The sequence below is a fragment of the Tenacibaculum profundi genome, from assembly GCF_057162725.1.
Window position 1 is genome coordinate 743,694 of the sequence record NZ_CM169894.1, and the last position, 14,770, is coordinate 758,463.

At 28.9% G+C, this 14,770-nt stretch carries 15 protein-coding genes; 1 reads left to right on the forward strand and 14 read right to left on the reverse strand.

Translation table 11 applies throughout. The features are described 5' to 3' along the window. Window positions 1-104: 104 nt before the first annotated feature. From AC2GW8_RS02965 to AC2GW8_RS02975, 3 genes are read right to left on the reverse strand one after another with little or no spacing between them, the layout of a single operon-like run. Window positions 105-626, reverse strand: coding sequence for a hypothetical protein (locus AC2GW8_RS02965; protein WP_440881305.1), 522 nt, complete (start codon window positions 624-626; stop codon window positions 105-107). Further along, on the reverse strand, window positions 627-1,802 hold the full coding sequence (locus AC2GW8_RS02970; protein ID WP_440881306.1) for a PilN family protein: 1,176 nt from the start codon (window positions 1,800-1,802) through the stop codon (window positions 627-629). Beyond that, the gene (locus AC2GW8_RS02975) at window positions 1,802-3,982 is read right to left on the reverse strand and encodes a type II secretion system protein GspD (protein WP_440881307.1); all 2,181 of its coding nucleotides are present in this window, start codon (window positions 3,980-3,982) and stop codon (window positions 1,802-1,804) included. The genes AC2GW8_RS02970 and AC2GW8_RS02975 overlap by 1 nt, the downstream gene beginning before the upstream one ends. Window positions 3,983-4,132: 150 nt before the next feature. Here AC2GW8_RS02975 and AC2GW8_RS02980 point away from each other — a divergent pair, with 150 nt between their 5' ends. Then, entirely contained in the window at window positions 4,133-4,543 is a 411-nt protein-coding gene (locus AC2GW8_RS02980; protein ID WP_440881308.1) for a type IV pilin protein, read from the forward strand. A 36-nt stretch (window positions 4,544-4,579) separates the two neighbouring features. Here the strand turns inward: AC2GW8_RS02980 and AC2GW8_RS02985 are convergent, their stop codons facing one another. The 11 genes from AC2GW8_RS02985 to AC2GW8_RS03035 form a co-directional block, all read right to left on the reverse strand. Then, complete coding sequence (locus tag AC2GW8_RS02985) at window positions 4,580-5,710, reverse strand: type II secretion system F family protein (protein WP_440881309.1); 1,131 nt, start codon at window positions 5,708-5,710, stop codon at window positions 4,580-4,582. 3 nt (window positions 5,711-5,713) lie between these two features. Beyond that, entirely contained in the window at window positions 5,714-6,166 is a 453-nt protein-coding gene (locus tag AC2GW8_RS02990; protein WP_440881310.1) for a PulJ/GspJ family protein, read from the reverse strand. Further along, window positions 6,159-6,494, reverse strand: coding sequence for a hypothetical protein (locus AC2GW8_RS02995; RefSeq protein ID WP_440881311.1), 336 nt, complete (start codon window positions 6,492-6,494; stop codon window positions 6,159-6,161). Before AC2GW8_RS02995 ends, AC2GW8_RS02990 begins: the two co-directional genes overlap by 8 nt. Beyond that, complete coding sequence (locus tag AC2GW8_RS03000) at window positions 6,482-7,732, reverse strand: hypothetical protein (RefSeq protein ID WP_440881312.1); 1,251 nt, start codon at window positions 7,730-7,732, stop codon at window positions 6,482-6,484. The genes AC2GW8_RS02995 and AC2GW8_RS03000 overlap by 13 nt, the downstream gene beginning before the upstream one ends. 2 nt (window positions 7,733-7,734) lie before the next feature. Then, the gene (locus AC2GW8_RS03005; RefSeq protein ID WP_440881313.1) at window positions 7,735-8,187 is read right to left on the reverse strand and encodes a hypothetical protein; all 453 of its coding nucleotides are present in this window, start codon (window positions 8,185-8,187) and stop codon (window positions 7,735-7,737) included. Between the two features lie 4 nt (window positions 8,188-8,191). Further along, window positions 8,192-9,598, reverse strand: coding sequence for a GspE/PulE family protein (locus AC2GW8_RS03010; RefSeq protein WP_440881314.1), 1,407 nt, complete (start codon window positions 9,596-9,598; stop codon window positions 8,192-8,194). A 1,884-nt stretch (window positions 9,599-11,482) separates the two neighbouring features. After that, entirely contained in the window at window positions 11,483-11,956 is a 474-nt protein-coding gene (locus tag AC2GW8_RS03015) for a GNAT family N-acetyltransferase (RefSeq protein WP_440881315.1), read from the reverse strand. 205 nt (window positions 11,957-12,161) lie between these two features. After that, entirely contained in the window at window positions 12,162-12,467 is a 306-nt protein-coding gene (locus AC2GW8_RS03020; protein WP_440882178.1) for a GNAT family N-acetyltransferase, read from the reverse strand. Between the two features lie 15 nt (window positions 12,468-12,482). Next, window positions 12,483-12,677, reverse strand: coding sequence for a GNAT family N-acetyltransferase (locus AC2GW8_RS03025; RefSeq protein WP_440881316.1), 195 nt, complete (start codon window positions 12,675-12,677; stop codon window positions 12,483-12,485). Between the two features lie 86 nt (window positions 12,678-12,763). Continuing rightward, a complete protein-coding gene (locus tag AC2GW8_RS03030; protein ID WP_440881317.1) occupies window positions 12,764-13,642 on the reverse strand; it encodes an alpha/beta fold hydrolase in 879 nt (292 codons plus the stop codon). 98 nt (window positions 13,643-13,740) lie between these two features. Continuing rightward, on the reverse strand, window positions 13,741-14,310 hold the full coding sequence (locus tag AC2GW8_RS03035; RefSeq protein WP_440881318.1) for an ASCH domain-containing protein: 570 nt from the start codon (window positions 14,308-14,310) through the stop codon (window positions 13,741-13,743). Between the last annotated feature and the right edge of the window lie 460 nt (window positions 14,311-14,770).

Sequence of the window (14,770 nt, forward strand, 5' to 3'; positions counted from 1 at the left end):
GTTGATGTTTGGGGCAAGTAATTGCATACGGTTTTAACTTTTTAAGTTAGTACCAAACTGCATGCTCTTTGATATTATAATTGGCTTTGACTTAAATTTTTAAACTAAACCTCTTCTTCAATTTTTTTGAGATATAATTTTAATACTACATGCGCTTTACGAGTGCTGTAATTTTTCTTTTTTAGAAATGTATAGTTTTTAATTTCTGCTAATCCCTGTCGCTCCATGTAATTTAAAAAAGCGAGTAAATCATTAAAGTTTCCTTTTACCGTTAAGGGATACAACCTTACTTTTATTCCATTATCTTTTACCTTAATAGAATGCTCTACTCCAACAATATCAATAGCATTTGTTGTTTTAAAAGTATTGATTTTTTTGAGAAGTATTTGTTGGAAAGAATTCGTTATGGATATATTTTCCTTTGATAAAATAGAGTCTATATAAATTGCCTGTTTTTTTAAATTAAGTACTCTATTAGAAATCGTTTGTATTTCGTGTTTCTCTTGCTGGAGTTTACTTAACCTTTTTTTACTTTCAATAGTTTTTGAAATTGTAAAAAAATAAATACCTACCATCGCTATTATAAAAGCGACTAACAATGCCCAATTTTTCTTCTTATAATCCATTTATTTAATTTTTATTTTAAAGAAAAACTTGGCTATTTTTTTTCGTGCATCACTTTCAATCGAGAGACCATCTACTTTTTGCACCCATGATTTTTGCTCTACAATATCAATCCAATTACTTAACTCCCTGTTATTTTTAAATACACCCGAAACTTGCAGCATATTTTGCTCATTTTTTATCAACTTATTTTCTTTTATCGTCGTTATAAAAGGCTGATAGTTTACTTCCTCTAATAAAATAGAATGGGGTATTTCCTGAATAAGCTGATCTGTATATTTCGATAAGCTACTTGTTCCTGAATTTTGAATTTGTTGTAAAAGTTTCTTTTTTTTATCTACTTCCGAAGCTATTTTTTTTAAAGCTTCTTTCGTTTCACTATAAATATTTATTTCTGCTTGTAATTTTTCTATCTGACGGTAGTAGTTAGAAAAGAACATGAAGTTTACCAACAGTATTAAAAACATTAAAGCTAGTCCTGCTTTTAATCCTTTTGCAAAAATTGTTTGCTGTTTAAATGTTTCTAGCTCCTTTGTTGAATATTGAATTTGTTCATTGACATAGAAACTAACCATTGCTCCTAAACTTAATATTTCATAGTTTTTAAGTTCTAGTCCGTTTATTTGATATGATTCTTCTGAAAAAACATTATTGGTAATTGAAGTTACTTGTTGGTTTATAATGGATATTTGAGAATGTGTTGTTTGTATATGTTCAGTACCTGGTAAAACATCTAACAAGGCAAAAACTGGCAGGTTGCCTATAACGGTATCTAAAATAATAATTCCTGCTTCATTAAAAAGCGTCCATATATTTTCTGCATAACGTTTCCTAACGATTCCTATAAAAGATTTTTCATTACTATGCTTTACTTCAGTAATAAACTCTTTTTTATTGATGGTTGGAAAAGCAGCTACAACAGGATTTTTTGCATTCTTTTCTATAACTTTGAATAATACTTGTTGATTATTTATAATCAATATTGTATGCTGTTGTTTTTCCTGTTTTAAAAAGTTAATAAGATCTTCAACAGACTTGGTTATCGTTTTATTCTTAATATAAAGTTCTCCCTTTTTTTTAAGTAAGGTTAGCGCTGTAAATTGTTCCTTACCAAGTGCATCAATACCATATTCAATAGCACAATAAGTATTTCTATATAGCAGACTATCTTTTAGCATTATTTGATAATTGTCGGCTTAATTAATACTGATAATTTTGTTTTTGAATCAGTTCTAGTTTTTTTACTAAAAAACCACTTTATTATAGGAATTCTTGATAAGAAGGGAACACCTGATCCTGAATCGTTTTTTAATTTTTCTTCCAATCCACCCAAAATCACTACATCATTATTTTTAACTCGAATAATCGAATTAAACTCTCTTGAATTCATTCCAGGTGGCGCATCTTCTTCTACCCTTTTACCATTAAAGCTAGATTGAACAACATTGATACTCATGGTAATTTGATCATTTCCTGCCACCATTGGCTTTATTGCAATAGACAAATCAGCATCGATCGGCACGTAATTTTTAATTTCTGTTGTTTGAGGATTTTGAGCACCAATAATATCTCTTCTTGTAATGGCATAATACGAGCGTTCTCCGTTAGATAAAATCGCTTCATGACCATTTAATGTAGCTAATTTAGGGGTAGATCTAATTTTTATATTACCATTTGATTCCATTGCTTGTATTCGCGCGTAAAAATTTGGAACTACTTTACCTACATTTAAGGAACCAAATCCGTTAAATCCACCTATTATTTTATTAATAGTGGTTGCCCCTAGCGTTAAATCTCCTGAAGGAAAAATTTTACCTTGATCTGTTGAAGGCTTATCTCCTATTCCTAATTCAATACCCGAATTTATGGTTGCAGATTTACTTACCTCTAAAATCATTACCTCAATTAAAATAACCGGAATAGGCTTATCAATTTCTTTAATAAACTTTTTCAACCTGTTAATTTTCTGTGGATCTCCTGAAACTACAAAACTATTTCTTTCTCGATCTATTTTTATATCCAGCCCTTGACTTACGTACTCTGGAAACATCGCGTTAACTTGCCCTCCAACAGTAGTCGATTGAGTAGAGTTTCTTCTTTGCTGAAGGTTCCTTCTACTTGAATTGTCAAAACTATTTCTACTCGTATTTCTTCCAAATGATTGACTTTGTGTGAAACCATTATCATTTTGAAAATTTCCATTATTAAAACCAGCGTTTTGAAATCCCTGATTTCCTATACTTCCTTGTGTAATTGAATTAATTGCATTGGAAAAATTGGTATTTCTCGAACTAGTTAAAGTACTCATTGCTTCTATTGATCTATACATTAAAGGTATGATTTCAAATGTATTCAGCGAAACTTTATCGTTAGTACCGAAAATATATAAATTACCTTCTTTTTTAAATGTAAAGTTGGTGTCCTCTAACACTTTAAAAAGCAACCAATCATAAGTAATATTGTCACTTTTTATAGAGGCTTTCCCTATATTTTGTATGGGTGTACTTGTAAAAATATCTATTTTTAAATCATGTCCGATATCCTTAATAACCGATGCGATATCAACATTTTCAAAATCAACTTCAATAATTCTTCTCAAGGTATCTTTTACCTGATAATAAAAATTAGAATTACGATATCTCCTTGGTTTTCGACGCTCTTTTACATTATTCGTAGGCTTGTATTTATCGCTTTCAATATCTAAGCCCTGAAACAAATAATAATCATCATTAGTTTTTACAACTTCTAAATCATTAGAAAATGCCAATTTATCAAGTGCGCTTTTAAGAGATTTATTTTTTATATATCCTGATAACTTTTTATTTTCTAAACCTGAAGCGTATACCAAATTTTTACCTGTTACATCTGTAATTCTCTTGAATACTTTAGAAATAGAGTCTTTTTCTAATTCAATACTAAATTTATCCTCTTCAGGAACATATGATACTGGAATGATCTTTTCTTCTTTAAAAACAGGTGCTATTTGAGGTATATACCTTTTTAAAGTTAGAATATTCCCTACATTATCAAGCGTATAAATGTATTCTTTACATAAATGAAGGAGTACATTTTTCACTGTTGTTTTTGAAAAATTATACGATACTTTCTGGTTAAACAACTCTTGATCAACACTTATGTTTACTTGATGGGTATTTGCAATAGTATTGATGAAGATTGGCAAGTTTGCCTCTGTAATATTTATGTCAACGGTTTTTAATAGTCCTGGTATCGTGCCTGATAAGGCGTCTAACTTTACTCTAAGTTCCTCAATACGTTGCTCATTATCACCAATGTTTTGTGCTATTAAATTACTTACTAGAAACAAGGAAGTTAGCACTAATAGTATTTTCTTTTTCAATTTATTTATTTTATGTTTAACATCTCCTGTGCTTAAAATACGAATATTTCGCAAATCTCTTTTTCTTTTTTCTTTAAACTGGGCGTAAAGGTAAAAAATTATTTGGTTTTTTATACCTTTGAACTTTGATATGAACTCTTTAAATTATTTATGAAATTGAATTTTTCTAAAAAAGTAAACGCATACAACCTTCAAGAATTATTGGTTGTTCTTGTTATCATTGGAATTCTCATATTAATCGCCTTACCTACCTTAATGCCCCAAATAGCCAAGGCGAAAAGTATAGAAGCACAAAGTCAACTAAACCATATACATGGTTTACAAAAAACGTATTTTTATTTGCATTCTAAATACACTACAGATTTTAATGAACTCGATTTTATTCCACCAAAAAATTTAAATAACGGCGGTAAGGCTTATTACAGTTATGAGGTAATAGAAGCATCCAGCAATAACTACAAAGCTCGTGCTACGGCTGTAAGTGATTTTGATGGTGATGGTGTTTTTAATGTTTGGGAAATAGACCACGATAAAAACTTAAAAGAAGTTGTTAAAGACTAAATCCCTTTTTTTGAAAAATAAATCTACTAGGTAAACTTAACCAATAATAGTACTTAATTTAAACATAGGAATGTACATTGCTATTAAAATAGTAGCAACAACAATACCCAATATAAGTATAATTATAGGTTCTAAAACGGTACTTAGTGTTTTAGATTGATACTCTATATCCTTATTATATTGGTTTGTTAGGCGTTCAAAAATGATCTGGTTTTGATTTGTTTCTTCTGCCACTTTAATTAGTGATACCATCTTTGCATCAAAAATAGTGTGTTTTCGAATACTTTCTGAAAGCGTTTTACCTAACAAAACATCTTTTTCTACTGTTATTAATGCATTTTTTAAAGGATGGAAATCTATCATTTTTTGAGTCAACTGAATTCCATTTAATAACGGCACTTTTGCACTTATAAGTAAAGATATTGCTTGTGTAAACTGTGCTATTTTGATTTTTCTAATGAAATTACCCCAAAAAGGAATTTTCAAATAAAAACTTGTTATCCATTTTTGATACCATAACTTATTTTTATTCATTTTTTGAAATAAAATAACTACCAATAAAACGAGTAAATAAATCCAGTAATAGTCTTTAAAAAAGTTCGATAAACTAATTATTTTTTGGGTTATCCAGGGTAATTCTACATTGTTCTGCTTAAAAATATCTGCAAACATGGGAACCACAAAATTTAACATAAATAATACTGCCAAAAAAGCAGTACTTAAAATAATGATTGGATATGACAGCGCACTCATAATCATTCTTCGTTGTTCGTTTCTTTTTCTATAATACCCTCCTAACTCTTTTACTACATTCTCAATAGTTCCTGTTTTTTCTCCTATTTGAATAGAATAATATTCATAGGTAGTGAATTCTTTTTTTTCTTTAATTGTTTCGGAGAAATTCTTTCCTTCAATTAAATTTTTAACCAAAGAACGAATCAATTTTTTGTCTGTCTCTTTTTTTTGTTCCTTTTCAATCAAGTCTAGCGCATCTTTTAACTCTAATCCTGCTTGGAGAAGAACAAATAACTCGGTATAAAAAGCTTCCTTTTTTTTATTTGAAAAGGAATTGCCTCCAAAAGTTATTTCTTTCTTCAAAAAACTATCTAAATTTAAAGAAGCTACTTCTTTCTTTTCTTTTTTAATATGATCTACCTTAAATCCCATTGTTTAATAATTCAAATAAAAACTAGCATCTTTTTTACCAAAAACAAACAAATCGAAGGATGTATATGGATTCGAAAAATTAATTTTAATTGCATCAACACTCCCTTGTTTCTTAACTTCTTTATCTAAATAAAAAGTATAAGATAATGGTACTAAAAAAATACTATCCGCATCCCTTATAATAACATCATTATGAATACTATAAACAACGGAATCTATCGGGTTTTTGAACTGTAATCGATTTCCTTCAAGCTCCCCATACCCAAACTGATTAAAATCTTTCCAAATAACTCGCTCTAAACTTTGAATATTTTCTTTAATATCTATACTTTTTTTAATCACTTTTACCTGCTTTTGAACCATATTCAAAACTGTAAAAGCCAAAGATATAACTATCGTTGAGATAATCATCACTACAAGTATTTCTGAAAGTGTAAAAGCCTTTACTTTATTCATCTACTAGTATTTTTCGTTCTACAACTTTCTTATTTTTTTTATTTAAAATCCTTAACCGAATGGCAGGAATTTCATTGCTCTTTAATTTTATACACTGTATACTTAAATCCTCTGATTCTTCATGATAAGGTAACTTTAATTCTCCATTGCTATAACTATATATAAGTTCATTCATTTCTTTATCAATAATACCTTCTCTTTTATGGGCTATATTGATTAAAATATTGTTAAGAATAGCGACTGCAATAGCAAAAACAAGCACAATAATTACCGTTGCTATTATAACTTCGTTCAAAGAAGATGCCTTTATTTTTTTTAATATAACCATTTTGCTATACTACTTTTTGTTGCATCTACTGGTAATCCTACAAATTCCTTACTTAAAACATCGTTTAAAATCTGACCATTATAAAGGTGATTTATATAAGTACTTCCATATTGCTTGGTTATAAAGTTATTTGTAAAAACGGTTCCCCTAACAGTGCCAAGTAGCTCTGTATTGGCAGAACAATAAATATTTCCTGTAACAATCGAATTTTCAGATATCACTATCTGAGGTGTATAGAGATTTTCCATCGTATCATTATCTGAATCGTAAACAACACAACCTTTTACACTTGAGTTCCTTCCTATCGTTATGTTACTATCTTTATTCTCTTCTATGTTTAACACAATTAGAGCGGATGGATAATTCAAATTACACTCGTTTTCTACCTGTATCATTTTTCCTGCAAAACATTGAAAATTACCTGTTACTCCACTTTTTACAATAATTTCTGGAGCCATTAGTATAATATCCTTAAGTTTGGCAGACTTTTCTATAATAATTTTAGTATTTGAACGAATCATTATATTTCCTGTTAAGGATAGATTCTCTAATTTTAAAAGATTACTGTCACTATATACTAGTGTATTTTGATTAAATGAATTGACCAAATTTATCCCTTCATTTAATGATAATGCAATAGCTTCTTCTTGCCAAAAATTATGTTTAAAATAGTTACGTAATTGTACCTTATTTTTTATTGATGGTAATTGCGACTTACTACGATATTCTTTACCATAAAATAATGCTGAACCAGCAAATGAATTTCCGGCTATATTTCCTGTTTTTACTCCCTGCATTGGAATATAAACGTCTCCTTCAATCTTTGTTTTTCCAACAACTACCAAGGGTGTGTTATTTTCTTTTAAATACAGCGCTTTAGGTTTGTCCGTTACCCATCCCATTAAAGCCACCTTCATAAAAAACTCTTTTTTAACCTTAGAAGAAACAAAAGCAACATCAAAAACGCCCCAAGGTTTTCTTTTCAACACAGTTTCTTCATTAAAATTTTGAGAAAATTGACGGATTGTCTCTTTATTATGAGGTATTTCATGATGAGATTGATAGCTGAAACCGTTCATTACATTTGTAATAGACTCTTTGTATAGCTTATTTTTAAGCTTCACTTTTTGCTGTAGATTAATTAACATAATAAAGCCTAATAATACGATTGCTATGATAACAGAAATAATAAGTACATACTGTAATGCTCCAGCCTTTATTTTATTAAAAACAGCCATTTCTAGCGCATTTTTTTATATAATTTTCTTTTTCCCTTATAGCTCAATAAAACTTCACTTGCTGTTCCTTTTAATAGTTTTACCTCCTTAAATACCTGTCCAACTTTTACTATTTTTTGTTCACCATTAATAGTTAGTACAAATGTCTTTTTACGATTACTTTCTACAAGGCCATTAAATACAATAGTTGGAAAGTTTATAGGTTCCTTTTTTCTGATTACCTTCTTAATCTTTTTAGGTTGAATCAATAATTTTCCTAAAAAGGGATCTCTTCTATGCTTTTTAACAACATAAGTTTCCTTTGCTTGTTTAACAATAGGTTTAAAAGTAGCTACCGAAGGCTCTTTAAATATTTCTTCTTCTGGATTTAAGTATGAAAATATTTGAAATCCTATAATTCCCCATACAATAAGTACTGTAACAAGTAATAAAAGTATTTTTTTCTGCTTTAACATCGCCTTATGAGATTAATAATGAATACACTTCTTCAATAGAGGTAGTACCATTTCTGACTAGGTCTATAGCATTAGCTCTTAATGTTTTGATATTATTTTCTTCAAAATATTGATCTATCTCTAGCTTTTCATTTTTTATGGCTGATACGATTGCTTTCGTTACGGGAATAATTTCATAAATTGCTTTTCTACCTTTATACCCTGTGTGATAGCACTTATCACAACCAACAGCTTTATGATGTGTTGAAACAATAGATTTAAACTCTTGATACGTATCTTCTGTTTTAATTATAGTTTCTAATTTACAGTGTATGCATAATTTTCTAACCAATCGTTGTGCTACACTTACATTCAATGTGCTTGCTATTAAAAAAGAAGGAACTCCCATATCAATTAACCTGGAAATAGTACCCCAAGCTGAATTCGTATGAATTGTAGACAATACTAGATGGCCTGTTAATGCTGCTCTAATTGCCATATTTGCAGTAGCAACATCGCGTATTTCCCCCACCATTATCACATCTGGATCTTGTCTTAAAAAAGTTCGTAATGTACTTGCAAAGTCCAGCCCTATATTTTCTTTTAGTTGTACTTGATTTACTCCTTCTAAAGTATACTCAATAGGATCTTCAATAGTTAAAATATTAGTATCTTCTTTATTTAACTGTTTTAATGTAGCATACAACGTAGTAGTTTTCCCAGACCCTGTTGGTCCTGAAATTAATACAATTCCATTGGGTTTTTTTATTGCTTTATGATAGGAGTTCAATTCCTTTTCACTAAAACCTAAATGAGATAATTGTAAAGACAAATTGTTTTTAGAGAGAATTCGTAAAACAATTTTTTCTCCATGCAACGTGGGTAATGAAGATACCCTTATATCAAAATCTTCTTGTGCTGTTTGTATATTAATTCGTCCATCTTGGGGCAATCTTTTTTCAGAAATATCCATGCCTCCCATGATTTTTAAACGGTTTATAATTTTTGGATATTCTTCAAAGGAAATAACATACTTCTCTATTAATTTCCCATCAATTCTAAATCGAACTCTTTTTTGATTTTCAAAAGCTTCAAAATGGATATCACTACTGCCTATTTCTTTGGCTTCATGTATAATATTTAATAAAAAATCTTCTGAATACTGTAAAGAAGAAGTTTGTTTCTGTTTTCTTTTTCTGTAATTATTTAATAAGTAACTATTGAGTTCGTCCGTCTTTATTCCTTCTAACCTTATGCTCTTTCCCAAAAGAATACGAAGTTCGTTAGTCAAACTTTTTAAATCTTTGGTATCCGTATAAAAAAAATGCTCATCTTCAGTTATCTCAAAAGGCACCACTCTATAATTGTAGGCTAAATCTGAGGAGATAATTTGTATAACTTCTGTAGGAATATCGTATTTATTCTTTTCCATTAAACAGCATAAAGGTTTAGTAATTTGAATGTCAAATTTATAAATAATAAAATAAATAAAAATAATGCTTGAAACCCAGCTAATGGGACCGTCTGGTCTTTTAATTTTGATTTTAAAATCAAAAATAAAGCCAATGAAAAAACTAAAGAGAATGAAAATAATATTAAAAAAATAGGCATCGGAAAGCTAATTGCCATAAAAAAAAAGAAGAGTAAGTCTCCTATTCCTAATGCTTTAGTTAAGGGTAACTTCATTTTGTATTTACTGTATAACCATAGAATAGTACTTATAAAAATCAAACAACTAATATTGGTTACAATATGGAATACATACAAGCTTAATGTTGTTTGTTGATAAAATTGTAATCCTCCAAAAATAATCAACATTATAAAAATAAAAGCATAAACCTTTCTTTCTTTTAAGTCGGAATAAAATACAATGAGTAAAAGTAAAAGAGTACTATAAATCAACTTTTTTGATTACAAAATTACTACTTTTTAATTTATTGCGTAAAACAGTAATTGAAATGTCAACTATATTTATGAAACTGACTATTAAAACAGTCTTATCAAGATATAAATATGCTATTTTTTCTTACCGAAAACACTCTTAGAACCTTCATTTGTATTCTTTGATTGCTTATTATAAATCTTTGTAAAAAATTTCTTTTTCGTTTATAAGAGCCCCTAAAAAAATTAATCATCAACTCCCTCTCCTACCATTAAACTCTAAATGAACTTATAACTTCAAAAAAAGTTACTCAATACGTAACTCCCTTTTTAATATGTTTACACTTTACAATATTTTGAAATCGAATAACCTTTTTATACAAATCATTCAACGCTAAATTGAAATAATAAAGTGAAATCTATTTTTGTAAAATACTTTCGTAGGCAAACTACACGTCTAAACAATTGTAATAAAGAAACAACAAAGCAAAAAAATAACTTTATAATATGTTTTCAGTTACGAGTTATTTTTTCTGACTTATAATTTATATAATAAACAACTTATTTTAATAATAAAACACCTTAATTAAGATGCTTTGTGGTAATTGTATGTATTTATTTTAGGTTATTGGCCTTTTAAAAAACCGAAATTTTCAGTTTAAAACTTAACCTTATAAAAAACCTCACTCGATTCATCTCCTCTCCTAAACTTCTTCCTTTCGTAATTAAATTATTATTTAATGTTACTGTAGTTTTATCTAAATCTATTATTCCTCTTAGGAAATCATTTATTAGAAAACTGCCATAAAAATCAAAACCAAATTCTTTTGCTAATTACGAAGTTACTCCAGCAAATAGCATATGGTCTACAATAATAAAAAGGGAACCTTCTCTTTTTACCCATTTCTTTAAATTTTGAATTCTATTTTGAGAAAAGCGCTTCTTGTAGGTGTCATAATTGGACGAATCGTTTCGTTTGACAAAGCATTCGTAATAACTAAAATTTCAATATTTTTTAGTGTATTTATATCAAATTTAGTACTACTTTTTTAACCCTATAACCCTCAGATTTTAAAAGCCGAATACAATGAAAGGCACCTTCCATCTTTTGTATAGAAATTATTATGTTCTTCATCAATATGAATAATATTTCCATTTTTATTCGGATACATTTTTTTTCTTATTGTTACTTTGTATAGCACACCTACTATCTATTAAGAAAACAACATCCCACTACATAACACCATTATGATAGTAACTAATAAATATTTATATTTTTTTCATTTTATAATTATGCGTATTGTTTCGTTTACGAATAGTTGCATGGTTTAATACTTAACTTTGCAAGTAAAGTAAAATGAAAATTCTCGCGGGTTTGAAAAAATAAACGACAACAAACAATTACTTATAGTCATTAATTGTTATGATTTGGTTTTCATTGATTTAAATTCAATCTCATTTTAAGTAAATCTGGTTTAAAATTTCTTTTTTTATATGCATTTATAGCTATTTCATTTTTAGCGTAAACATCCAATTGTAGCTCTTCTAAATCTCTTTGTTTTGCCCAATCAGTTAGGCTGTCAATTATTTTTCCATTTATTCCTTTGCCTCTAAATTTAGGCGACACATACATAAAGCCTAAATAAGCATACTTTTCGGGTTTTTTATACGGTTCTGAGTTTTTTATAAGCGCATAACCTGATCCTATAATTTCTCCATTAGTTGTAGCAACTATTAAATGTGCATCTTTGCGCTCAATAAGATTTAATAAATCATAATATTGGATTGGGTCTTCCTTTAAATTTGGTGCAAATGGACGTTCATATTGAATAACGGATTGCTCAAATAACTCCAATGTATTTAAATCATCTATCTTTGCTTCTCTTATTTTAATTTCAGTTCTTTCCATTTTAGATTATAAAGTTTATTTAGTGCTATTTTTAAATTTTTAAAATCGATAATTCTTTCAAATATACCTCAAAAGGCTCGCATAAAAATAATTGCGGTTTTACAGGCGTTAATTTTTGGTTTAGCACTGGTATTAGTAATTCCGGTTTATTTGGACGTAGATGAATCTGTCATAAATATAATTATACCATTGTTGTCGACAGTATTTATTTTTCAATTTTATAGACTAATAATTCCTCTGCATCACTTGGAAGTTTTGTCTTTCCAGTAAATATAAATCCAAGTTTTTCTAAAAGTTTTTGGGAAGAAATATTATCTTTTGTCGTAATTGCGCTGATCTTTTTAATCTTAAATTCATTAAAAGCAATATCTCGTACTTTGCTAGACGCCTCAAAAGCATATCCTTTTTTCTCATACTTAGGAAGAAATGCAAACCCAATATCAACCCCTTCTAATCCTTCTCTATCATACAATCCACAAATTCCTATTTTTTCATTATTATCTTTTCTAATTAGAGTGTAATTAGATTAGCCAAGCCTTTCAAGTTGCGGAATCATTTTTTCCTTTATATAATCTTTGGCATGCTCTATTGTTTTAATACCTCTATCTCCAATATGCTTAATCCATTTAGGTGTATTTAAAAGCTCATAAATAAACCTAGCATCATTTTCTGTTGTTGGTATTATACACAGTCTTTCTGTTTCAAAAGTTTTAGATCTCATCTTTGTTTCAAATTGGTACAGATTTTATGGAAAAGGTAGTTTTAATACAGTTTAAGCGGTGTTATAAAAACGTTTTCTTTTACTTTCTATTCAATTGTTTCAGCCAATAAACGTATTTCTTTAGTAACTATTTCAGCATTTTCTTTTTTAGTAATGATAGAACCGTGATTTGCATCCACATAAAAATGTTTTCCATTTGTAGATAAATTTTTCAGTTCTTTTTGCATTTCGAACCACATTTCAGGATCGCCGTACTGTTTTTTTGCTGTAAAGACTAAAACAGGTAATGAATCTAATTCACTTGACTGACCTGCACGTAAAAGAATATCATTATTTATTATGTTTGCTTTTAAATACCTCCGATAGACATCTCCCGAATAAGAAATAAGTTTAAGTTTTCGGACTTGGCAATCTTTCGGTAAGTTGTCAATTTTAAGTTTTGTATTTGTTATTTCATTATAGACTCCTAATATTCCCATATCAGCAAGTATTGAAAGAGATTTTAGTAAGGTAATCTGTTTTTTTTCAAACAAACCGTTTTCTGCTAATCGTTCCCATTGTTCAGGATGACTCGAATCTAAAAACACAAGTGCTTTTACTTCATTTGGATATAGGTCTCTGAATATTCTATTATAAGCACCCCCCATAGAATGACCGACTAATATATAAGGTGGTTTTTCTCCATTGTTTTCAAGTAATTTATGTAATTGATGAGCATAATATTCTGATGTAATACTGTCTTTGCTTGATTCACTAAACCATTTACCCTCTCTGTCATACCGTATAACTCTCATATTTTTATTTAAACCTTCAGCAATCCAATGAAATGCATCTGTATCATTACCTGAACCTGCTTCAAAAATAACAGTAGGTAAATTATTTTTTATGCCTTCTGCTCTTATATGAAGTTTAATTCCGTCGACGTCCACTAATTTTCCTGACGGAATTGGTTTTGAACTAAACAATCGGAAACACAATCCAGATACTAATATTAGAATTATAATACTAGTAAATATTTTACCAATCCACTTTAGTGTTTTTAGAATGCGTTTTATTATCCTTTCTATTTCTTAACTTTATATATGGTCTTGAAATATTCACATACTATAATCATATTTTCATCAAACTTGTCTCCGTAAGGTTCCATTTCTCGTTTATAGTATGCCTCGTGAACTCTTTTCCAATACTCCAAAGATTTATCTCCTTCACCCTCCACTGCTGCAAATTCAGATGTAATTTGATTGTATGGAATCTGTTCTATTTTAATGGTTTCGATTACAGCCTTCGCATAACCGTTCCAATTTGTTACAACATACTGATCTCCAACTTTAGGAAGCGTTTCGTTATTCTTTTCAAACCACCATAAAGAAGTTGCTGTAGCCTGCTTTATTCCTTTAACAACTAATTCAGCACATTCATCAGCGTCTTTTTCATTATCGCAAAAATAGAATGATAATGGTGTGTTTTTTATTCTATTGTTTGGGTTCTCTTTTAAAAAAGCGCTCCACAAGCGTTCTACTGATTTATGATTCTTTTTTATTATTTCCATATGCTTATCATTACCTTCATAGGTGCAACCCCCAATAGTAAACGTAACAACTAAAATAATTATCTCAAAAATTCTTATTCTCACTATGATTTTGTTAATGCATTACAATTAGCGGATATTGGCAGTTGTGTGTATTTTCATTACAAATATAATGTTATTAAAAACAACCATAATATCAATAATTTATACAGTTTTAGAATATCATTTATCCGAATACAAACGTTTATTTCACTTACCTCAATTATGTCAAAAAATCTAATCTATCCCTTTTTTAACGGAATCTAAAAACCTACAATTCAAACAAATAACATAAAAGTGAAACATTCTGAATTTAAAAGAGTTTACGCTATTCATACATTCGTTTTCAATAATACTTTGACGTTCCTACACATAATCAACTGCAATTTTTTAATAAAAACACAATAATTAGTTCATTGGTTTTTACAGAGGTATTTAACTGTTTTATTACATCTACAAAAAGTCTCCAAAATACGATTGTACGCAACAAGCTCTTTTTATCCTGTATTGGCTACAGTTTATTGGG

Excerpts from the sequence above, each read along its gene's own strand:
- AC2GW8_RS03010 (WP_440881314.1), bottom strand. The coding sequence starts at position 9,598 with ATGGAAAAGAATAAATACGATATTCCTACAGAAGTTATACAAATTATC.
- AC2GW8_RS03015 (WP_440881315.1), bottom strand. The coding sequence starts at position 11,956 with ATGGAAAGAACTGAAATTAAAATAAGAGAAGCAAAGATAGATGATTTA.
- AC2GW8_RS02995 (WP_440881311.1), bottom strand. The coding sequence starts at position 6,494 with ATGGTTATATTAAAAAAAATAAAGGCATCTTCTTTGAACGAAGTTATA.
- AC2GW8_RS03025 (WP_440881316.1), bottom strand. The coding sequence starts at position 12,677 with ATGAGATCTAAAACTTTTGAAACAGAAAGACTGTGTATAATACCAACA.
- AC2GW8_RS02990 (WP_440881310.1), bottom strand. The coding sequence starts at position 6,166 with ATGAATAAAGTAAAGGCTTTTACACTTTCAGAAATACTTGTAGTGATG.
- AC2GW8_RS02970 (WP_440881306.1), bottom strand. The coding sequence starts at position 1,802 with ATGCTAAAAGATAGTCTGCTATATAGAAATACTTATTGTGCTATTGAA.
- AC2GW8_RS03005 (WP_440881313.1), bottom strand. The coding sequence starts at position 8,187 with ATGTTAAAGCAGAAAAAAATACTTTTATTACTTGTTACAGTACTTATT.
- AC2GW8_RS02980 (WP_440881308.1), top strand. The coding sequence starts at position 4,133 with ATGAAATTGAATTTTTCTAAAAAAGTAAACGCATACAACCTTCAAGAA.
- AC2GW8_RS03000 (WP_440881312.1), bottom strand. The coding sequence starts at position 7,732 with ATGGCTGTTTTTAATAAAATAAAGGCTGGAGCATTACAGTATGTACTT.
- AC2GW8_RS02985 (WP_440881309.1), bottom strand. The coding sequence starts at position 5,710 with ATGGGATTTAAGGTAGATCATATTAAAAAAGAAAAGAAAGAAGTAGCT.
- AC2GW8_RS02965 (WP_440881305.1), bottom strand. The coding sequence starts at position 626 with ATGGATTATAAGAAGAAAAATTGGGCATTGTTAGTCGCTTTTATAATA.